The following is a 21,891-nucleotide window of genomic DNA, read 5'->3' on the forward strand; positions in this document are numbered from 1 at the left end:
AACCCTCCCGCTTATGGCAATTCTATTTGTTTATGATCTTTGGATTCTTTATAAAGAATAATCGTGCTGCCAATAATTTGAACCAGTTCTGCATTGGCTTTCTCTGCAAGCTCTTCAGCAATTTCGTTTTTATCTTCAAGGCAGTTGTTCAGAATGCTGATTTTCATGAGTTCTCTCTTCTCAATCGCATCGTTTATATGTCTTACAAGCTGATCATTGGTTCCTCCCTTTCCTACTTGGAAGATAGGATCCAAATGATGAGCGAGGGATCGAAGATAGCGTTTTTGCTTACCCGTTAGCATGTATATTCATAACTCCTTAATATTCATATGATTTCGTTTCCCCCTAGGGGGTTAGCCGTTCATGTTTTGCAATACGGCACTTCGCATCGCTGCTACAGGAGCCGGCATACCGGTCCAGTACTCAAGCGCAAAAGCGCCTTGGTTCACAAACATGCCGAGGCCTCCGTGAACCTTGCAGCCCTTTTGCTCGCTTTCCGCCAGCAGTCTGGTTTGAAGCGGGTTGTAGATCAAATCACTGACTACCATTTTTTCCGATATGAGATTTACGTCTACCGGAGTTTCAGCCACATTCGGATGCATGCCAACCGAAGTCGTGTTAATGAGAATATCCATATCTCCGAGATGAGCGGGGAGCTCTAACATGGATATGCCCCGAATATCAGCAAGGTCCTTCCATTCACTGGCCATCGCTTCCGCCTTGTCGGCAGTACGGTTGGCTATGAAGATGCAGTCCGGACTTTCAAGCGACAGAGCGTACACGATCCCCCGCGCCGCGCCTCCGGCTCCCAGAACCATGATTTTTTTTCCTTTCAGGTTCGAAACTGCCTCTTCCTTCAGTGAACGCACGTACCCGATTCCATCCGTGTTGTATCCGGTCAATACGCCATGATCGTTGACGATCGTATTGACTGCCCCGATCCGGAGCGCCGTTTCATCCAAATGGTCCAGATACGGGATGACCTCAAGCTTATGCGGTATCGTAACGTTGATTCCGCGGAAGCCCAATGCTTTGATGCCGGCCAAGGCATCCCCCACATGCCCGCTCTGGACATGCATTGGAACATATGACCCGGGAAGCCCGAGCGCCGACAATGCAGCCTGATGCATGACAGGTGATTTGGAATGGCCTATGGGATCACCGATAACGCCAAGCAGCAGCGAGCCGGTGCTTTTGAGTAAGTCCGTTTTTGTTATCATGTCTTCATATCCTGCCTTTTCCCATATTCTTGCCACGTATCAGATCAGGGAAGGTCTTGATAATACTTTGACGCCTTTAGGCGCATGAATGGCTGTTAAAGCCCCCTGATCGCTATTCACCTTAATCCAGCCAAGACCGGAGATGAATAGATCCAGCTTGGCGCCTTTTGGAACTCGAATTTCATGTCTCGTCCATTCCGGCAGCTGTCCTAGGTTGTCTGAGTCAGGTGGCGCAAGCATTACACCCGCGTGCTCCTGATACAAAGCGTCAGCCTTTTCAAGCTTGGTCCGGTGAATGTTCAGTCGGCTGCTTAAGAAGCAGGTAAAGGATTGACGGGCACCTTGAATGAAATCGAAACGCGCCATGCCTCCAAAGAATAACGTTTGCCCTTCATTCAACTGATAAACCATCGGCTTCAAGGGATTCTCCGGCATGATGGCTCCCAGATCCTTGCGGTTCACAAGCTCGCTGTAGCGCCAAGGATACATAATCCCCGGAGTGTCTATAATATGGCGGCCGTCATCCAGCGGGATGCTGACCATATCCAGAGTCGTTCCTGGATAGCGTGATACCGTCAATTCCTGTTCCAGATCGCTGTAATCGCGGATCAAACGGTTAATTAATGTAGACTTGCCCACATTGGTCGCTCCAACCACGTAAACGTCACGATCACCTCGGTAATCGGTTACCGCTTCAAGAAGACGGTCAAAGCCCTGGTTCTTTTTGGCGCTGCACAGAATGATCTCTTCGGTTTTGAGTCCCTGCTCCTTGCACTGCTTTTGAACCCAATTGATGATTTTGTTCCAATTCGAAACTTTCGGAAGCAGATCGATTTTGTTCACGGCGAGAATAACGGGATTGTTGCCCACAAAACGCTGAAGTCCCGAAATCAGACTGCCTTCGAAATCGAACAGATCGACAATATGAATGACAAGCGCATTCTTGCCGCCGATTTGGCTCAGGAGCCGTAAGAATTCATCCTGATCCACGGTCACGGAAGAAGCCTCGTTATAGTTTTTAATACGGAAGCAGCGCTGACAAATCACGGGCTCTCTGTCCAGCGACTTCTCCGGAATATACCCTGGCAAATCGGGATTTAGCGCCTGCAGCTCAATGCCGCAACCGCTGCACTTTTTGACGCTTTGCCCTTCAAGCGGGTCTTTCATTGATGTTTTTCCTCCTCAAGCCATAATCCTTTTTTACGCAAGCGCGTCAGTGCGATTTTTTCCAGACGGCGGTTGATTCTTGTCGTCCAGCCCTCATCCGCAATGGAGATCGGTAGCACCAGCACCGTAAAAAGGCCCATTCGGTTGCCGCCGTACACATCGGTCATCATTTGGTCGCCGACCACGATGGTTTCTTTGCCGCTGAGTCCCATCATCGCCATCGCCTTGCGAAACGGCGCATTCCGGGGCTTGCGCGCCTGATGCACATATTCAATATCCAGTGGTGTTGCGAACGCCGCAACGCGGTCCATGCGGTTATTGGATACGATAACCAGCTTGAACCCGAGCTTCTTGACCCGTTCGAACCAGGTGATCAGCTCAGGTGTTGCCAGCGGCATTTTTGCTCCGACCAAAGTGTTGTCCAGGTCCGTGATGATCCCCCGGTAACCCTTTGCGTAAAGGTCTTCCAAATCGATATCAAATACCGTATTCACCCTTAATTTAGGGATTAGCATTTCGAACAAATTGTTGTCACCTCAGTTTCATAGGACAAACTATACCATAATCTACGTGGTTAGTAAAAAAGAAAACGCCCGCGAGGGCGCTAAGCGTAAGCGATGGTTATGCTGCCCGATCCCCCGCCTTTTTCAAGGCTGTTCCCAACTCGCGGCTGTGAGCGTATACGCTTCTCCATTCGGCTTCCGCAACTGAGGCTGGACTGTATCTGGCTTTTTCAAACAGCATTAACAGCGGCTCAAGGAATGGGCCTAAACCCGGCTTTTCCTTTTCCCATCGAAGGACGGATTCCCGCAATGTTTCGTCGGAGCTGCGATGCATGCCTTTGCGCTTCATCTTTCGGAGCCATCTTTCGGTCATCACAATTACTTTCTGGTCTTCAGTAATCTTGCCGCCTTTGCGGAAACCAACAAGGAAAAATCTCACTCGGATCCGCAGTACCCAAATGGAGTATGCCGCAAACAGCAGAATAATAAGCACCGTAATCCAGACAACCGCCGTACCGGTGAGAAAGGCGCCATTCCCGCCTGCGCCGGCCGTTGTCGGCTCCTGTTGTACCTCTGGCTCTTCTTCTTGTTCCACTTCCGGAGCAGTAACAGGCTTGCTGTCCTCCTGATGGGTTAAGAGAGGCATATTGAAGCCCGGAGTCGCTTCGACAGGTACCCATCCGTATTCCCCAAAATAAACTTCTGCCCAGGAATGGGCATCAGCGTTGGTCACCGTATAGACGCCAGGCTCCGATTGATCCCTTCCTTGTCTCTCCATCACTGCATCCGCGCTCATCTGCTGTTGGCCGGGAGCATATCCCTTGACCCAGCGTGCAGGAATGTCCAAGGAGCGGGCCATCATCACCAAAGATGTGGAGAAATAATCGCAATAGCCTTCCTTGATATCAAACAGAAAGCTATCCACGAAATCATCGCTCGTTTTTTTGGAAAGATCCGGCTGATTGGTGTATTTGAAATTGTTTATTAGGTAGTTTTGCAGCATTCCTATTTTTTCATACGGAGTATCCGCTGTTGAAGTGACCCGTTCGGCCAGTTTGCGCGTTCTGTCGGGGAAACCCCTTGGAATCTGCAAATAAGCTTTATCCACTTTGTCTCCGTTGTAGAGATCCTTAAACGTTTTGCCGCGGATTTCATCCTCCGGAACGACGGGGATCTCCGAGATCACTGTATACGACTTCGGATACCGCGGCTGCTTAGTATCGGTATTCCAGTGCAAGGCGGATTGGTCGCTCTCCCACAGAATTGTCCCGTCGTCCGTATCCTCCATCTGCTTAACCTGGGATACATGATAGGCACCGAACAGAACGGGATACACGCTATCGTTCAGCATCGTCACTTGCTGTTCCAACGTCTCCGTTTCGCCTGATCGGGAAGCGTCTGTGTTCGGAAGGACAGAACCAACGTTCACATTCTCATAGTCGCCTTCTCCTCCGCTATCATCAGACCAGCCGCTCCCGGAATAATCTTTTCGGGTTTCCCCGCGCCAGTAGCTGCGCTTGTCGGTTATGATCGACATGACAGGCGTATAGTCAAAGTTAAAGCCCCCGCCCAGGTTATTATCATTACGGCTGTAACCCGAAGTGGTTTTCATCTTGGTATCTGTCAGTACGCCGCTTACATCCTCGGATTTCGACGAGCCTCCGGAAGTTCCAGCCCAGGCGGTGTACGGATCCGTCAATGTCGGAGGCACGGACGGCATACTTACGCCGGCAATGAAAATAATCGAAAACAGTACGGCAGCATGCGTGAAAATTTTGAGCGGAACCTTACGCAGATGTCTCCACCCTGCCGGAAACCGCGCTTGAAAACGGCGAAAATGCTCGGTGACCAGCCAGCCCATCGACGCAAAGACGGTCCAGGCGACTTCACTCCAGAGATAAGTCGTGGTAAAAGAATCCAGGACACAAAAGGCAATTACATGAAGCCCGGAAAAAACAATGATTCTACGTTTCGTACTGACCAATACAGCACTAATCAGAATCAAAATCCAGGCTCCGGCCGCGAACCAGACATAAGGCGACAAATGCTCAATATACTGCTGAATACGATTCGCCATGGTTCCGGAAGGAATATAGACCCAATATTTGACAAGTTCTTTATGAATGATGTATAAAATAGCCGCTCCTTCAAGAATAAGCCTGTACGCTCTTTTAACCGGAAGGAGCATCTCCACAATGATGATAGCAGTACCACTGATCAATACGATCGTCTTTGTTTCGGTGTACCATGTGTAATCCATAAAGGAAATCCACTGAATTCCGATGATCCATATCCATAATAAGGACAAGGAATAGAAAAGTGAATTTCTCATGTAAGAAATCCATGTTCTCATATCGTTCCTCCTCCCAGCGCAGCAGGCAGATCATGCAAACTGGAGACCGAGCAACCGAACGTCCCCCTTGCTGTAAGCATGGAAACCCAGCCCTGCTTCGTACTGCTCTCCCGTTCTGAGGAAGAGACCATGATGTGGGAAGTGGTAAACCCCCGGGTATCGGCCCAGCGTAGAAGCTCGAGAACTTTCTTGCCGCTTTGGGGACTGATCAAAACGAACATGGAGCCGCTTGGAATAAAGCGTCCACCTTTCTCAAGCTTAGGGAGGATGTTGCCGTAACCGTTCGCTGTGACATCCACCAGGTGATGCATCATTCGCTGCCGGTCGCTGTAATGTTCACTCGGCGCAAACATTTTGAACTCTTCCCCCACAGTTGCCAGACCCATGCAAAGCCGTTTTTTTGACGCATAATTCAGCAGCGAGGCAGCGGTTGAGACCGCAAGCTCAAACTCGGCATCCGAACCGTAGTGAGCCGATGTTGCATCCAGAACGAGCATGATTTTGGGTACCGAATCATATTCGAATTCTTTGGATTTCCAGGACCCCGTTTTGGCAGTGGCATTCCAGTGAATGCGTGAGATACGGTCACCATACACATAGTCCCGCACTCCGTTAATCTGCGTTGTTTCACGCCGTGAAACGGCTGCCCTTTGCGGACCTGCCAATCTGGAATTCTTGTCCATCATCCTCCAGTCCGAAATGGATACGGTCCTTGGAAACACGCGAAACTGGCCCGGCACATGGAAAATCCCTTTATGTTCTATGAACCCGAAAATATCTTCGGTCACGCACTCCGTCTCCGTGAAGAAATACCGCCCGCGTTCCAGCGGCGGTGTTTGAAACATCAGCTCCCCGCTTCCGCGAAAGTCAGGGATCACACTCTCTTCGAAGGACCATGTTTCCCCGTTATGACGCTTCATGACTTCACGTATGATGACATAAGGCATCGGAAGAAATCCCGGTACCGCAAAATTCAGGTTCACTTTAACCTGATCCCCTGCTTGCAGGGCTTCTCCCTGTTCCTGTTCTAATGAGAGGCTGCGGGAACCGTGTACACGGCGTATGCCGCCCAGCCCGCCGGCGATCAAATAGAGGGCCAGTACACTGATCATCACGAACAGCATAAGCGAAGTTTTCCCGCCTTGAAACAATACAAACAGCAGGCTGGATGCCCACACTGCAAGCACAATCCAGAAGCGGAGATTCCGGAGAATCGATCTGATTGTCTTCAGCGGCGCCGCCATCATTTCAGCGCTCCAAGGCTACAGGCACATGCACCTGCTGCATAATATTTTTAACGACGGATTCTGCGCTGACATTATCCAAACGGGATTCCGGACGCAATATGATGCGGTGTGACAGAACGTATGGGGCTAGCGCCTTGATATCGTCAGGAAGGACATAATCCCGCTGCTGAATAAACGCGTATGCCTTGCTGGCCATCATCAGAGACAGCGAGGCACGCGGACTCGCGCCAAGAAGAACGGAAGGATGCTGCCGTGTCATGCGAACGATTTTGAGCAGATAATCCGTAATGGCGTCATCAATAAATACATTCCGAATTTCCTTCTGCATCTCCGCAATCTGCTCCATGTGGGTAACAGGCTTCAGCTGGTCTACAGGCTGTCCTTGTTTATGCTGTTGTAAAAGGCTTCTCTCGGTAACGGCGTCGGGATACCCCATGCTGATTTTCATCATGAAACGGTCCAGTTGCGCTTCGGGAAGCATGTAAGTGCCTTCAAAATCGATCGGGTTCTGGGTCGCGCAGAGCATAAAGGGCTTGGGCAGCTCATAGGTTTCCCCGTCAACCGTTACATTTCTTTCTTCCATGACTTCCAGAAGAGCCGATTGCGTTTTCGTTGTAGCGCGATTGATTTCATCGGCAAGCAAAATATTGGTCATCACGGGTCCAGGCCGGAAAAAGAACCGCTCTTCGCGGGGATGGAATACAGATACACCCGTAATGTCACTCGGCAAAATATCGGGATTGCACTGTACGCGTCTATAATCACCGCTCATGGACCGGGCCAGTGCCTTGATCATTTGCGTCTTGCCGGTACCCGGCACGTCTTCGATCAAAATATGCCCTTCTGCCAGGAGTGCAGTAAGCAATAGCTGGATTTCAAAGGATTTTCCTAAGATACAAGATTCAAGATTAGTTCTTACGGCTGCGATGGTTTGCAGGGATTCACTGCTTACGGGCATCAATTCGTGCCTCCTTCATATCATGCTATTTTTATGAAGCTAAGAATTGCATTGCATATCGAATTTTGTTAAATCCTGAGATAAGAAGCATATATCTTACATTGTACATGATCTATTCCCATAAAGTACATTGTAAAGGCTTCCTAAATTACTCGTATAGACCGACATAGATTGATTAAATACAGAAAAACACCCTTGCTCCGCTTGGGATCAGGGTGTTCGGTTCACTTATATTTAAAAAATTCGCTTAACCTCGTGGACGAACGAGAAGGGCAGCCAAAAAGGAGAAGATGATCGCCGCGGATATCCCCGCGCTCGTGACCTCGAAAATCCCGGTAACAATTCCGATCCATCCATCTCGCTGCAGCTCCGACAAAGCTCCGTGCACGAGAGAGCTGCCAAAGCTGGTAATCGGCACCGAAGCTCCGGCACCTGCGAACTTAACGAGCGGATCGTACAGACCGAAGCCGTCAGCGACCGCGCCGGCCACCACCAACGTACTCATGGTATGCGCCGGGGTTAGCTTGAATAGGTCCATCATAATTTGTCCAATGACGCATATTAATCCTCCGATGACGAATGCCCATAGAAACTGCATCATTAACCCTCCATTTCCAGTGCTACCGCATGCGCGATACATGGGATGCTTTCTCCCTGCTGATAGGACAAAGGAGATAGCAAAGCCCCGGTTGCCACGACAAGCACTTTTTTTAGTTCTCTATTTAACAGCCGTTTCAGGATATGACCGTAAGTTACAACAGCCGAGCAGCCGCAACCGCTGCCGCCCGCTTTCACATAGGTTTGCTGCTTCAAGTCGAAAACCAGCAAGCCGCAATCCGTGAATTCCGTTTCATCCATGGCAATCTCTGCTTTTTGCAGCAGTTCATTGGCTATCGGCAAGCCTACGGAGGCCAAATCGCCCGTGACGATCTGATCATAATACGATGGCGTAAGGCCGGTATCCCGAAAATGGGCCTCAATGGTATCCGCTGCCGCCGGTGCCATGGCTGCCCCCATATTAAAGGGATCTTTGATTCCCAGATCCATCACTCTCCCAATTGTCGCTCTGGCGACAATTGGGCCGCTGCCTCCTTTGCCGACGACGCCGCAGCCAGATCCCGTAACCGTATATTGGGCAGTCGGCGGCTTTTGTGATCCGTATTCCGTCGGGTAGCGAAACTGCTTCTCTGCCGTACAGTTGTGGCTTGCCGTTCCTGCGAGTACACGCTCTGCTGCGCCTGTATCCACGAGCAGCGCCGCCAGTGCCAGGCTCTCCATAGAGGTGGAACATGCTCCAAACACGCCAATATATGGGGCTCCGAGCTTTCTGGCCGCAAAGGTGCTGCTGATGATCTGATTCATCAGATCACCGCCCACAAAAAACTGTATCTGTTCTTTCGTGAGCTCGGCCTTTACAACAGCCAACTGGGAGGCCTGCTCCAGCAGTTTGCGCTCCGCCTTTTCCCAAGTTTTCTCATTGATTTCAATGTTATCGTAAATGTAGTCAAAGTCACCGGAAAGCGGTCCTTGTCCTTCTTCGGGTCCTACCACCGTGGCACTGGCCAGAATAGACGGTTTCGAGGTGAATTCCCAGGTTTGGCCTTTCAGCATCATGGATGATGCACTCCCTCCAACCCCAGGATGGCATACACCAGCCCGACAAAAAAGGCAGCAACGGTCCCAAAGACGATGACAGAACCGGCGAGCTTAAACATATTGGCACCCACGCCCAGAACATACCCTTCCGACTTGTGTTCCAGCGCGGCAGAACACATGGAATTGGCGAATCCCGTTACAGGAACTGCGGTTCCGGCCCCGGCGATTTGCGCGATCTTGTCATACACGCCGCAGCAGGTCAGAATAACGGATATAATGATCAGGACCGCAACCGTCGGGCTTCCCGCTTCCTTAACGGACATACCAAACCAGGTCATGAATCCCTGCTGTATCGCTTGTCCGATCAGACAAATGCCTCCGCCGAATAAAAAAGCAAACACGCAGTTTTTAAATGTGCTCCGTGTGGGCTCATGCTTCTGCGCAATACTTTTATATTCCTGATGCGTCAGGGTATCCAGCTTGAATTTGGCTCCTTTGCTTTTTGTGCTCGCAGGCAATTCCAGCACCTCCTATTCATCATTCCCTTTCATTATTTGTCATACAAAGGATTGTTATGTATCTATGGATTAACGCCTTCGCAAACACAGCAAACAGCCGCCACAAACATCGGCTCTGGCAGCTGTTCTGGAATGGCCTCAAGTAAGCAGGTAAACGGCCATTCGAGAGATGATAAAAACGTCGATTGGCGTACTTTCAAAAAGACAGAACGCATTTTCACGGAAGTTTATCTTGAGGTATTCGAATGCGCCTCCATGAAGCTGATGCATCCTGATATCTTAAAAAAAGCACATCAGGACAATCACAAGCAGAATCAGCAACACGCAAACTAAAATCATTTCTTTGTGTGAAGACATGAACTCCATGATGATGCTCCCTTCTGCACCTGAACAGGGCATTCATCTATCCCTATCGTATTCCAAAAATGGAGGTTGGTGCTTCAGTCGGCCAACATGGACATTCCGTCTTTAGGAGTTCATACTATAGTGTGGGAATTACATACCGTAAGATTAGAATTCAGCAAAGGAGAATTTTAAAAGCATGGATCAAAAAACAATGGATATGTTCCGCAAGCTGACAGAATTTCCTGCAGCTTCAGGATTTGAAAAAGAGCTTCGAGCTTATGTGAAGGAAATGATTACACCATATACGGACGAATTCGTCCAAGATCGTCTGGGCAGCCTGTTCGGCGTACTGCGCGGCGACGAGCAAGGACCAAAGGTCATGGTCGCTGGACATTTTGACGAAGTGGGCTTTATGGTTACGGGGATATCCGAGACCGGGATGATCCGCTTCCAGCCGCTTGGCGGTTGGTGGAGCCAGGCTGTTCTGGCACAGCGTCTGAAAATCATGACCCCGAAAGGTCCGGTGATCGGAGTGGTCGGCTCCATACCGACGCATCTGCTGGATGAGTCCCAGCGGAACAAACCGGTAGATATCAAAGCCATGTATATCGATGTAGGTGCGGATAACCGCGAAGATGCGGAGTCCTTTGGCATCCGCCCGGGGCAGCAAATCGTTCCGATTTGTGATTTCACCCCGCTTGCGAATCCGAAGAAAATTATGGCCAAAGCATGGGATAACCGTTACGGTTTAGGTCTTGCCGTCGAGTTGCTGGAAGCACTCCACACCGAAAAGCTTCCGAATACCTTGTACTGCGGTGCCACCGTTCAGGAAGAACTTGGACTTCGCGGCGCACGCACCTCTGCCAACCTGATTCAGCCGGATATTTTCTTCGCTTTGGATGCAAGTGCGGCGAATGACATGACCGGTGACAAGAGCTCCTTCGGACATATCGGCCAAGGCGTGCTGCTGCGCATCTTTGACCCTTCCATGCTGACGCATCGCGGGCTGGTTGAATACGTGCAGGATACAGCGGATACGCACAAGATCAAATATCAGTATTTCGTATCCCAGGGCGGCACCGACGCCGGTCAGGTTCACTTGAGCGGAATCGGGGTTCCGTCCACGGTTATCGGGATCTGCTCGCGTTATATCCATACTTCGTCTTCCATCATCCACACCGATGATTATGACGCAGCCAAAGAGCTTTTGATCAAGCTCGTGAAGGGCTTGGACCGGACCACGCTGAATACGATTTTGGAAAATTCTTAATATTTGCTCCTAAGATTACAAAGCCTGCTGACCTCTCACAATCGGAGAAGTTCGCAGGCCTTTTATCTTTCTATCATTCATTCTGAATCTAAACCCCGTACAAGTCTCTTCCAGACGTATTAGCATCGACTTCAGCTTCCCCTTCTAGCAGTTCACCGGTTACATCGCTTTCCGTGTTGATCTTCTTATTCCGGCTTCTCCTCTTTGATTTTTGTCCAAGCCTACAAAAAAATTAATAAATTTCACAAAAAAACATTATATCCTGCTTTAAAATGTGTTAAAATGAAAGCGCTAACAGCAATCATCTTCTAAAGGGGGCTTTTGAAAGATGAACCAAACCGATAAGGTGATGAATGAGTACCAGAATTTTGATCCGGTCACCGATGCTTTTTTCTTCAAGACAGGAAGTCAGGAACAGGTTATTTTCCACGGCAGGAACTACATTATAAAAAAGAGATTATCCGCCGCCGAACAAACCTCGATGAAATCCCTGCCTAATTTTGTCCGTGCTCAATCAAACCTCTACGTCAATGTGAACAAAGTTACAAATATCGACGGCAATACCCTTCATTTCCGTGATGAATTTGCTTATCCTCGCACCATTACGGTGTCTAAGCGAACCCTCGAAGAAATCAAGCGTCGCATGCCTCGCACTCCCGGCTTTCTGTCTCCGGAGCAAATGATTTAAGCGAGGTTTGCCAAAAAGCGGCAGCTGCCCGGTTATACGGACGCCTGCCGCTTTTTATGGTTTTGTCCTGTCAATTTCTAATTGACCCGGAACGGCCGGACTTTCCTGTATCCCCAAGAAGTTTGGCCGTCCTCCGGCATACCAGGCAGAATCAAGCCACCGTCTATCCGAATCGTAATCCCCGTGATATAAGAAGCATGTTCGGAAACCAGCCACAACGCTGCCTGTCCGATATCCTCCGGCATACCGATTCTTCCAAGCGGTACCATGGAACCCACTTCGTCATGGAGTGGTTCGCGTTCTCTTACGAGAATCCCCCCTGGGGCAATGCAGTTCACCCGTATACCATACGGAGACAGGTCCAAAGCCACCGATTCTGTTGCACGCTTTAGCGCTGCCTTGATTCCACCGTACACGGCATCTCCCGGGTAAGCGCGTTCGGCATGGGTAGATACAATATTAATAATATTTCCTCCGCGTCCTGCCTCGATCATGTGCTTGGATGCTTCGCGCATCAGCAGCATCGGCGCACGGAAATTCAGCTCCATCGTGAAATCCAGGTGCTCCAGAGGCAGCTCGGTTATCGAGGAATACATGCCGATCCCCGCGTTATTCACGAGCACATCGATATGTCCCATGGCCCGAATGGCCTCGGCGACCGTTCTTTCCGCTTCTGCCGCTTCCCTTAAATCTCCTTCACGTACCGTACATACACCGCCGGACAAATGTGCAATTTCATCCGCGGTCTGTTCTGCCATCATATCATCCTGATAATGCGTAATCATAATTTCATATCCGGCTTCCGCCAGCGCGAGCGCTATTCCCCGACCAATCCCACGGCTGCCTCCCGTAACGAGCGCCGTTTTTTTCTTCCCTATTGCTTGTGATTGTTCCGACATATTCTGCCTCCTTATAGGGTTTTATAGTTACTCGTAAAGCAGATTCCGACCTCTTCATTCAGATAAGCGATAGCGTTTTCAAAGAATACTATACCTTGATCCAGCCTCACTAGGCAAGAAAAGTCAAATTTGGTTAATTCATTCTTTATCATCAGCAGTACAAAGAATCCCCTAGCGATATCGCTAGGGGATTTAATCCATGTCTTCCTCATTATTTCATATACGCTTTATAGATGATTACGGCTGCCTCCGCTCTCGTCGTATGGCCCAGCGGATGAATGGCTTTCCCGTCTCCTTGCACAATACCGTTTTTCACCAGCAGTGCAATGCTCTCCGCCGCATAGCCGGCAATGGCATCATGGTCGGCGTATTGTGCAAGCACCGCGCTTGTTGCCGGATCGAGTTGTTTCTTTGCCGCTTGCAGGGCTTTGACGGTAAATACCATCATCTCTTGTCTGGTAATGGCCGTTCGCGGTAAAAATTGATCGCCGCCAGCCCCTTCGGAAATTCCTAACGCCTTGGCTGTGGCTACTGCGTCGTAATAATAGTCTCCTGGATGAACATCTGAGAAATTCGTTCCGGTCTCGGCCGTTAAATCTAATCCACGCACCAGCATCATGATGAAATCAGCTCTCGTCACCCATGCACCCGGGGAATATTGATCGGATGAGGTTCCTTGAATGATGCCTTTGGAGGCCATGACTTGAACAGGATTCATCGCCCAAGGATAACCTGCCAGATCGCGGAAAAGTTTCTGTTCATAAGAAATATGGAAAGTACCGGTATGCACGGCGTTAAATGACAGAAGACCTGTCGCTGCATAATATCGGCCGCTTGGAATGAAAGCCGTATGCCCCGCTTGATCCGTAAAAGAAACTCCGATCAAATCCAGGTTTGGTGATTGTTCTGAAGTTGGCTTATAAGGGATGCTGACATGTAGAGGCGACATCGGACGACTCCAATCGAAGACTTTTCCATCCTTACCTACTATTAACTGTACCGTACGATTGGTAATGATCCATTGGATGGATACGTCCTTCGTACCGGTTAACTCCTCTGGTTTGAACATGTCACTCATGACATCAAAGACGGCTTGAGGTGTCTTCACATGAAGTCTTTGCTTGGTTCCCTTTTCCATAAAAAATGCGGCTGGGATCGTCACTTCATATTGATCCGCATTTTTCGCTTCAGGAATGACGACGTTCAATGTCTTTATGCCATCTGCTCCGATTTTGACGGCATCCAAAGCAGCTCCGAGTTTCTTATCCGTGATTACCGACGATGCTTTTCCTGCCTGGTCTACTTTCGGTACCGGCAAGTTCAAGGAAGTCCCTTGAAGATCGGTTGTAATAACGGCCTCCTCTCCATCGGCTGAACCAGATGACGAGCCTCCGGAGCTTCCAGAACTTCCAGATCCACTTGTACCGGGATCCGGGTTACCTGGGTTGGGGTTACCCGGGTTTGGATTTCCAGGGTCGACAGGTCCGGTAGGATCTTTTCCTGTAACCGTAACCTTATTCGACGGGACGCCTACTATTTCATCAATCGTTTGAATGACATAGTAGTCTGCACCAGGCGGAACCGATTGAAATTCTACGATGCCCGAAGCCTCGGCAACCATAGACATGACGAACTGATCTGCATGGTCATAGAGCTCCAGAGTCGCTCCGTAGGTTGCATTAACCACTGTAACAACGCCCTCTCCCCCTTTGATCACGAGCGGCTCCGGCTCCACATAGGGGGAAATATCCACTTTATTCGATGGAGCGCTTTCCATGCCGGAAATAGTCTGTGTAACGTAATATCCCATGCCCCCGGCTGGAACGGATTTGAATTGCACACGGTTCATGGTGGCAATCTTGGCAGCCATTACTGCATTGGAGGGGTTATATAGTTTAAGGGTTGCGCCATACGTCGCATCCGTCACGGTCACGATCTCTTGGCCGCCGATGGCCGTCACGGCTTGCGGCTTCACATTGACAGTACGCTTCGCCTGCAATGCATGTATACCGTCCGAATCCTGAACATCGTATCGTACCGTATAACTGCCGGGAACCGACGTGTTTACGTCTCCCTCACTCACAATCGCAGACGAGATATCCGCTCCGCTCGCATCCTTGGCCGTTGCTCCCGGATCGGCGAATGACTCCCCGACCACCAGGTTTAGGATGGCATCCCCGTTCAAGGTAATGACCGGCGGAATGACCGAACTTTCAGAATCGTTATATACCTTAAATTCAAAAATGGATGGACCATGCGGATCCGTAACCGAAAGCGAAGTAATATACAATCTCACCTTCGTTCCTGTGACTGGGGTGAACAGGATTTCCTGACCTGAATTCAGCCCGTTGCCTGTGTATGCATCTTTCCATTCTGTGCCATCCCCGTATTGAATTTTATAATTTCCCGTTCTGTGCCCGTATTCGTCAACGACGATTTTATTAAATGTCGTGCTCTCTCCCAAATCGACTTCCAGCCAGTATGGCGTCAGTCCATCCTTTGTCGCCCATCTCGAATTGCCATCACCATCGACCGCTTTGCCTGCAACATAGTCGGAAGAATATTCATCGCTGGCCGAAGCCGCTTTACCTGCTGCAAGATTGATTGCCGCATGCGTTCCCGATGCCGGGTAGCCTTCGACGTCGAGAACGATGACTTCGTCGATGGCGTTTGGCTTACTTCCATTGATTTTGGAAGGCAGATTGATGACCATGTTGTTCTTTACGATTTTATAATCCAGCACATCTGCAGGATTCTGGAGCAAGGACACGTTTCGGATCGTATTCGTCAATTGCGGAACGGTCAATTGGCCGCTCGCGGGCCAGTTCGTCACATGAAGATAAACTTTGCCATCCTTCGTCGTGCTGTAGCCCCATGGCAGCTTATCCGCGAATACACTCGCCTTCGTACCATAGATACTTTCTCCATAGATATTTAACCAAGCCCCCATCTCATGCAGACGGTCGACACTGGCTTGCGGGGTGACCCCTTGTGATGTCGGCCCAATGTTAAGAAGCAGATTTCCGCCTTTGGATGCCGTTTCTACGAGCGTGCGTATCAACGTGGAGGTCGACTTCCAATTCACGTCCTTCGAACTGTAGCCCCATGTATCATTAATGGTAATGCAGCTTTCCCATGGATATGACAGTCCGTTCACAGGCACCTCTTGCTCCGGCGTTCCAAAATCGCCATCATCAGCGTCCCGCTTGCCGATCCGATTATTAATGATGAGATCATTCTTCAACGTGCGTAAATAAGTGTACAAAGCCTTTCCATCCTCTTTCGTCCACCATGCGTTCCATTCCCCATCGAACCAGAGAATATCCGGATCATACTTCTCGATCAATTCACGAAGCTGGCCCTTCATCTGCGAAATATATTTATCCTTCTTCGCTTGGTCCGCAGGATTGAACGAATTTCCGTTCGGGGGACTCAGAGGGTGCATCCAATCCATGATTGAATAATAGAAGCCGAATTTAATGCCCTGCGCTTTAGCTTCCTTCGATAATGAATCCATCGGGTCAATATGGCTAGGACTCATGCTGACAACGCCATACGGTTTGAAATCGCCGACCTCCGTGTCGAACATGCTGTACCCTTCATGATGCTTTGAGGTGATAACCATATATTTCTGACCTGCCTGCTTCGCAAGATCGACCCATTTTTTCGCATCGAATAAATTGGGATTGAATCGTTTGGCCGCGTTGTTCCGATAATCTTCTTTGGAAATATGGAGATTATCCATAATCCATTCCGCATATCCCACGGATTGACCATTGTAACTTCCTGCGAGGACAGAGTATGCCCCCCAATGAATGAATTGACCGAATCGTGCATCCTCGAACCACTGCATTCTTTGAGCGCGTTCCGCTTCCGTTTCCTTTGCAGGAGGGCTTTTGGCAAAAGTGAACCAGTTCACGTTAGCCGTATATTGAGAAGGAAATACCAGAACTACATCATGTTTACCGGTCACGGATGAGATGGAAGCATAGTGTTCTTTATAAATATCCCAGCCGCCGGTTGCTTTCGTGTTCAAAATCCCGAGCAGCTGCCCTGTATTGGAATCCAGGCGGATCTCAATTTTATTGCCCGTACTCCAGGCAGCTAGATTCGCCATCAGCGTATCGTAATCGCCATTGCCAAAATCGATATTGCTGTACTTCAGCCAGTTGCCGCCGCTGTTGGTGGCGACCGCTGGACCTACGGACGGATCTTGAATCTTATAAGCATCTCCGTGATTCTCGCTATATTGATCCGCCCAAATGATCCTGCCGTCAGATACGGGTGCGGGGTCCGTCGTGAGGGCTAATGCGGCACCGATCACGGGAGCGAGTTTTTGCGTGATTTTATAGTGGCCTGCATCCGATGGATGCAGCTCATCCATGAAATCAGAAGTTCCTGCGTTCACCCATCCCGTCGTATCCACGTACTGTACTTGATTGTCTCCCGCTGTCTTCCTCGCTTCGACCGCTTCTTTCGTTGGACTCGCCATAAACCCGCCAAAGCTCCGCATTACGAGGATCTGTGCCTTGGGGAATTTCTCCCGGATACGCTCCAAAAATTGGATATACGTGTCCCGGAAACGATCATTGGCGACATGCTCCGTATTGTCATTCGTCCCCAGATTCACCACAACCGCATCCGCTGTGTATTGGTTAAAATCCCAATCTGGCGTAGGTGTGGCCGCGTTAAATATAGGCTTTTGCTTAAAATATTGCTCGCTCATGCCAAACGGAGCGGTACTACGGCCGCACTCAACCAGGCAAATGCCGGAGAAAGCGACTTGAGTATGATCGACGTTGAGTTTCTCTCCGGTCAGAAAAGCGTAATCGCTAACGGCATTCGTCACCACGCCGGCCGTGATGGAATCCCCTATGAATTCAACGATCTTCGTTCGTTCCGGCGGCTTTTTCGTCATGGCTCCCCGATCCAGGATCAATCCTTGAACGGCGAGAGACTGATCCATCCACGACGTAGCAATGCGCAAGGTATGATCTCCGTCCACTAGTGGGCTCGTTGTCAAATTTACGAGACCGAAGGCGTTGTCATACAGAACATCCGGACCATTGTCGATACTAACGTACATCTTGGTCTTCGCGGGCAGGACGACCTTCACGGATGTACCGGTGAAGCCGGCGCGGAAATAAGTGCCTCCCCAATACCCAATCGGCCGATCCGGATTGCTCTTATCCCAGCGTCCCACATAGCTCATGTTCGGATCTGATGCAGGAGAAACGCTTGGAAGCTCAGCGCCGCCAATGCGGATATCGTCAAGATAGCCGCTAAACTGACCCGGTGCCTGTTCTTCGGCAGCGGTACCCCGGAAATAGGCAACCAGAATCCGGCTGATCGTTTTCCCTGTTGCTGCAGAAAGATCCACCTGGACGTGATTCCACTGGCCCACGGTCAGCTTTTGATTTCGGTAGAATTCTCCGTTCTTGTCATGCAGATAGCTACCATCGCTAAAGGCGAGATCAATGCCTGCATAACTACCGTTGTTTTCGTTCGGTTTGATCCAATAATCTAAACGGGTTACCGATTCTGTCATTGGAATATCCACGCTAAATATGCGGTTATACGAATAGGAGTCCGTTCCTGCCGGTCCGGTGGCTTTGCCCGAATAGTACAATACATTGCCGAAGCCGGTGTCGGTGGGTCCTGCGTAATTAACCACCTTGGTCTCCATACCCGTCAATCCCGCAGCATAACCGCCGACATTTTGCTTCAGTTCAGCGTTGTTACTCCAGGTAAGCTGCCGCTCGGACACCTCTAGCCCGGAATAGAACCCTCCCGCATCCCCCGTTGGCGGAGTACTGTTCTGAACCGTCACGATACATGCGGCTGTGGGTCCGTCGCCTGCTTTGGCAGTAATGACAGCTGTCCCCTCGGAAACCCCCGTCACCTTCCCGCTCGCGTCTACGATCGCCACTGCGTCGCGCTCACTTTTCCACACGATTCCCGATGCGCTACTTGCAGTCAACTGCATGGTTTCTCCCACATTCATGGCCGCTGCGCTTTGATCAAGCAGCAATCCAGTTCCTGGAATATCGGTTCCGCCTACCACGACTTCGTTCACGCGGGTAGCCTGATAAGCTGATGATGACTGCGAAGTGATGACATATAGCCTGACGTATCTGGCAATAACAGCGGGTATATCATGTGTTGTAATATTGCTTAGGTTGCCGCGCACTTGAGTCTGCGGTGCCCAATGGATGTTATCCAAACTCGTGAAAATATCAAAATCCTTGGTGTTGAGATTCGCGTTCAAATTCGCATTTTCTTTATTGGAGCCCGCATGGTAGACCACAAACTGGCTCACTGCTTTCGTTCCGCCTAAATCGATGGTTAACGATTGCCCTGAGCCTCCCCCCATGCACCATTTGGTATCGAGGCTGCCATCGACCGCACTGGTGGCACCTTCGGTCACGGAGCATGTGCTGCCTGTCGTCCAAGCAGGTCGTCCCAGCGCCAAATTATTCACGGAAGGCATAAGTTTCACCTGTGTATTGAGTGCGTCAATCGCCGAAGCCTGGATGGAAGCATTCGAGCGGTCGAATGGCCCGCTCCATTTTACGCCGAATTGTCCGGTCTGATTCTGGCTGTTCGCCCACACCGATCTTGCGCTGCTCAGCATAAATTCCTGATATGCAGGTTTGCCTACTTGATCATAAAGGACTTTCAAATTTTTCATGAAAATCCCTTTAAATTGGGTCTGATCTCCATCGCAGCCTTGAGCAAACGATTCGCACGGCTCTGTAAGAACGCCTTTAACATTCAAAGAACTGCTGCCGATTACGGCATCGGCAATTTTCTGGGCTTCGATAAGCACTGCCGGATCATTCGTCGCTTCGTGCAATGCAACAAGCCCGCCCAAGATAACCCCCTGATTGTAAGTCCAAACGATGCCGCCGTTATTCTCGTAACGTCCGGTAATTGGATTAAGCTTCAAACCGTCATTCACAAGATTCTTGTCGTTAATCATGCCGCTATCCTTGAACCATTGCCATTCCTTCTTGGCCCAGTCGAGATAAGTCACATCACCGGGTGTCCGGTTATGCAGGCGTGCAGCTACTTCAAGGAATAACTCATTCGCAATCGCATTCTTGTATCCTCGATCCTTGTTCCACCAAATCCCTCCCCCTGCCGTATCATCCCATCCGCTCGTCATATCGGAGAAGATCGTTTTAGCCATATCCAAATATTGAGCTTTACCCGTCAAATCATATGCTTTGATCCAAGTAATCGCCCACCATCCTTCATCATCGTAGTACTCATTGATAAAATTTTTGCTGTGTGCTTCTTTGCTTTCTTTAAAAGCCTTCTCTATCACGGGCATATACACCCTTGAACCCGAACGCTGCATATAATCAAGAGTCGTCTCCAAAATATTGGCCGCGTTCCACCAGCCCGCACCATACGGATTGTCCGGAACCGCACTGAAGGAGCCTTCGAGGATGGCGACAGCCTGTGCCGCCTTTTCATTGAAATTCTCAGAAGCTGAAGCTTCAGACCGCACAGGGAATCCCCCGAAAACAGACGCGATCACAAGTAAAGAGGATAAAACGATTGCCATACTCCTGCTCATCCATCGTCGATGCAAACTCACTTCCACACACCTCCATAATATTGAACATTGTCATCTGCAGCATCATTGGGCTAGCTTCACTCGAACACGGATGCCAATTCGGGGATGATGAAGAAGCTTGCAGTACACGTAACCACTTTTGAGTGGTTATTTTGTAAGCGCCTCCTTTTGTCGTTATTGTATTTTTGTTGGTATATTATTATGTCAAGATGTTTGAACAGCAAAAAACCTTGCTCAACCCAAGACATGTATCTGCTTGGATTAAACAAGGCTGTGGCATTCTTATTTCACAATTAAAGTATGGGCAATATTCGTGAGCAGCGGCACGTTGGAACCATCCCATTGCAACCGCAAGAGTTCAACGGCCGTGTAACCCATTTCCGCTTCATGCTGCCGAATATGCGTGAACAACGGTCGCAGGAAAGGACGATCCATCGCGTCAAAGCATACGATCTCCGTATCATGCTCCCGCCTGGTCTCCTGAATCACTTGATGCAGATTCTCGGCAAGTAAATATTCACAAGCCACATATCCCGTAACCTGCGGGTGTTCTTCTATAAACTGCCTAAGAATAAAGCGATCCGCCGTCACCTGCTCTATATTCGACTTGGGCAGGGTGCCGGATAAATTGCTGATCAAATATTGCTGCTGCATCCCCATATTTCTTCTTCCAAGAGCATGCGTGTAACCCAGAATCCGATCCTCGATCGCGGAGGTGCTCTCTGGTGGCGTCGACAAAAAAGCAATATGCTTATGCCCTTTGTCCAGAAGAAAATCGGTCAATTCCTGTCCCGCTTGTTGATTGTCGGTGCAGACAGAGCAGACCGCAATCCCCTTCATGTAACGGTCAAGAGTGACCACCGGAAACCGCTCGAGTACCAAACGCAGTAATTCGTCGTTATAATGCTCTCCATGCACAGGATAGACGATAAGTCCGGATACGCCCATTCGAACCAAGGAACGAATCGCCTCTTTTTCGCTTTCTCTGCTGTCATGCGTTAGCTTTAGCAGCATCCCGTAACCGGATTCGGAACAGCGCTGCTCAATGGAACGGATCAATTGGGAGCCATATGACTCCGTAAAGTCGGGAATAATCACGCCGATCATCTTGATGGTTTCGTTGGAAAAATGGCCTGTCATATCCGATTCGAAGCCCCGATCAGATTCCGTCCCAATCAACAGCTTCTCTGCAACAAAAGAGCCCTTGCCCCGATGTCTCACAATGAAGCCTGCCAGTGCCAGCAGTTCCAGCGCTTTCTTCGAAGTAATCCGGCTCACCGAGAACTTGGCGGACAATTCGTTCTCTGAAGGAATCCGTTCCCCCGGAAGCAGGCGTCCGCTATGAATTTCACTCAGAATAAATTGATAAATCCGTTCATACAACGGGATCTCCATGAGCATCATTCCTTCATGAGGAAATTGGTATATCAACCTTATCACCCAATTAATCCCATTTCAAGTGTCGTTGAAAAAGACCGAGCTTCCGAAAAAAGGATTCTTTCAGGTACCGTCTTGCCGCGCTTGTCCATTTTCATTTTCCGA

Annotated in this window: 16 protein-coding genes; 3 read left to right on the forward strand and 13 right to left on the reverse strand. The window is 49.7% G+C overall.

The features are described 5' to 3' along the window. Positions 1-11: 11 nt before the first annotated feature. The 10 genes from yhbY to spoVAC form a co-directional block, all read right to left on the reverse strand. Complete coding sequence (yhbY, locus tag GRF59_RS17135; RefSeq protein ID WP_160498901.1) at positions 12-302, reverse strand: ribosome assembly RNA-binding protein YhbY; 291 nt, start codon at positions 300-302, stop codon at positions 12-14. A gap of 51 nt (positions 303-353) precedes the next feature. Beyond that, positions 354-1,220, reverse strand: coding sequence for a shikimate dehydrogenase (gene aroE, locus GRF59_RS17140; RefSeq protein ID WP_160498902.1), 867 nt, complete (start codon positions 1,218-1,220; stop codon positions 354-356). Between the two features lie 39 nt (positions 1,221-1,259). After that, on the reverse strand, positions 1,260-2,387 hold the full coding sequence (gene yqeH / locus GRF59_RS17145; protein ID WP_160498903.1) for a ribosome biogenesis GTPase YqeH: 1,128 nt from the start codon (positions 2,385-2,387) through the stop codon (positions 1,260-1,262). Continuing rightward, on the reverse strand, positions 2,384-2,911 hold the full coding sequence (locus GRF59_RS17150) for a YqeG family HAD IIIA-type phosphatase (RefSeq protein ID WP_160498904.1): 528 nt from the start codon (positions 2,909-2,911) through the stop codon (positions 2,384-2,386). Before GRF59_RS17150 ends, yqeH begins: the two co-directional genes overlap by 4 nt. Before the next feature lie 97 nt (positions 2,912-3,008). Continuing rightward, positions 3,009-5,243 (reverse strand): transglutaminase TgpA family protein, encoded by a 2,235-nt coding sequence (locus tag GRF59_RS17155; RefSeq protein ID WP_160498905.1) that lies wholly within the window; start codon positions 5,241-5,243, stop codon positions 3,009-3,011. After that, a complete protein-coding gene (locus tag GRF59_RS17160; RefSeq protein ID WP_160498906.1) occupies positions 5,240-6,487 on the reverse strand; it encodes a DUF58 domain-containing protein in 1,248 nt (415 codons plus the stop codon). The genes GRF59_RS17155 and GRF59_RS17160 overlap by 4 nt, the downstream gene beginning before the upstream one ends. A 4-nt stretch (positions 6,488-6,491) precedes the next feature. Continuing rightward, positions 6,492-7,448: an AAA family ATPase gene (locus GRF59_RS17165; RefSeq protein WP_160498907.1), complete on the reverse strand. Its 957-nt coding sequence runs from the start codon at positions 7,446-7,448 to the stop codon at positions 6,492-6,494. A gap of 247 nt (positions 7,449-7,695) precedes the next feature. Continuing rightward, on the reverse strand, positions 7,696-8,046 hold the full coding sequence (spoVAE, locus tag GRF59_RS17170) for a stage V sporulation protein AE (protein ID WP_160498908.1): 351 nt from the start codon (positions 8,044-8,046) through the stop codon (positions 7,696-7,698). Positions 8,047-8,048: 2 nt separating this feature from the next. Further along, complete coding sequence (spoVAD, locus tag GRF59_RS17175) at positions 8,049-9,062, reverse strand: stage V sporulation protein AD (protein ID WP_160498909.1); 1,014 nt, start codon at positions 9,060-9,062, stop codon at positions 8,049-8,051. After that, positions 9,059-9,562: a stage V sporulation protein AC gene (gene spoVAC / locus GRF59_RS17180; RefSeq protein WP_160498910.1), complete on the reverse strand. Its 504-nt coding sequence runs from the start codon at positions 9,560-9,562 to the stop codon at positions 9,059-9,061. The genes spoVAD and spoVAC overlap by 4 nt, the downstream gene beginning before the upstream one ends. Between spoVAC and GRF59_RS17185 the strand changes: the two genes are divergently transcribed. The 3 genes from GRF59_RS17185 (at position 9,476) to GRF59_RS17195 (ending at position 11,865) form a co-directional block, all read left to right on the forward strand. Then, positions 9,476-9,895, forward strand: coding sequence for a hypothetical protein (locus tag GRF59_RS17185; RefSeq protein WP_237391908.1), 420 nt, complete (start codon positions 9,476-9,478; stop codon positions 9,893-9,895). The two genes, spoVAC and GRF59_RS17185, sit on opposite strands and share 87 nt — an antisense overlap. 208 nt (positions 9,896-10,103) lie before the next feature. Next, positions 10,104-11,177: a M42 family metallopeptidase gene (locus GRF59_RS17190; RefSeq protein ID WP_160498912.1), complete on the forward strand. Its 1,074-nt coding sequence runs from the start codon at positions 10,104-10,106 to the stop codon at positions 11,175-11,177. A 328-nt stretch (positions 11,178-11,505) separates the two neighbouring features. Continuing rightward, a complete protein-coding gene (locus GRF59_RS17195; protein WP_160498913.1) occupies positions 11,506-11,865 on the forward strand; it encodes a LytTR family transcriptional regulator DNA-binding domain-containing protein in 360 nt (119 codons plus the stop codon). Between the two features lie 77 nt (positions 11,866-11,942). On the opposite strand, the gene GRF59_RS17200 is transcribed toward GRF59_RS17195, so the two are convergent. The 3 genes from GRF59_RS17200 to GRF59_RS17210 all read right to left on the reverse strand — a co-directional run bounded on the left by GRF59_RS17200 (position 11,943) and on the right by GRF59_RS17210 (position 21,744). Continuing rightward, positions 11,943-12,764 (reverse strand): SDR family NAD(P)-dependent oxidoreductase, encoded by an 822-nt coding sequence (locus GRF59_RS17200; RefSeq protein ID WP_160498914.1) that lies wholly within the window; start codon positions 12,762-12,764, stop codon positions 11,943-11,945. A gap of 211 nt (positions 12,765-12,975) precedes the next feature. Further along, on the reverse strand, positions 12,976-20,337 hold the full coding sequence (locus GRF59_RS17205) for an alpha-L-fucosidase (protein ID WP_160498915.1): 7,362 nt from the start codon (positions 20,335-20,337) through the stop codon (positions 12,976-12,978). A 294-nt stretch (positions 20,338-20,631) separates the two neighbouring features. Next, positions 20,632-21,744, reverse strand: coding sequence for a GntR family transcriptional regulator (locus tag GRF59_RS17210; RefSeq protein ID WP_160498916.1), 1,113 nt, complete (start codon positions 21,742-21,744; stop codon positions 20,632-20,634). Between the last annotated feature and the right edge of the window lie 147 nt (positions 21,745-21,891).

Source organism: Paenibacillus dendrobii (genome assembly GCF_009807035.1).
GTDB classification, from domain to species: domain Bacteria; phylum Bacillota; class Bacilli; order Paenibacillales; family Paenibacillaceae; genus Paenibacillus_AQ; species Paenibacillus_AQ dendrobii.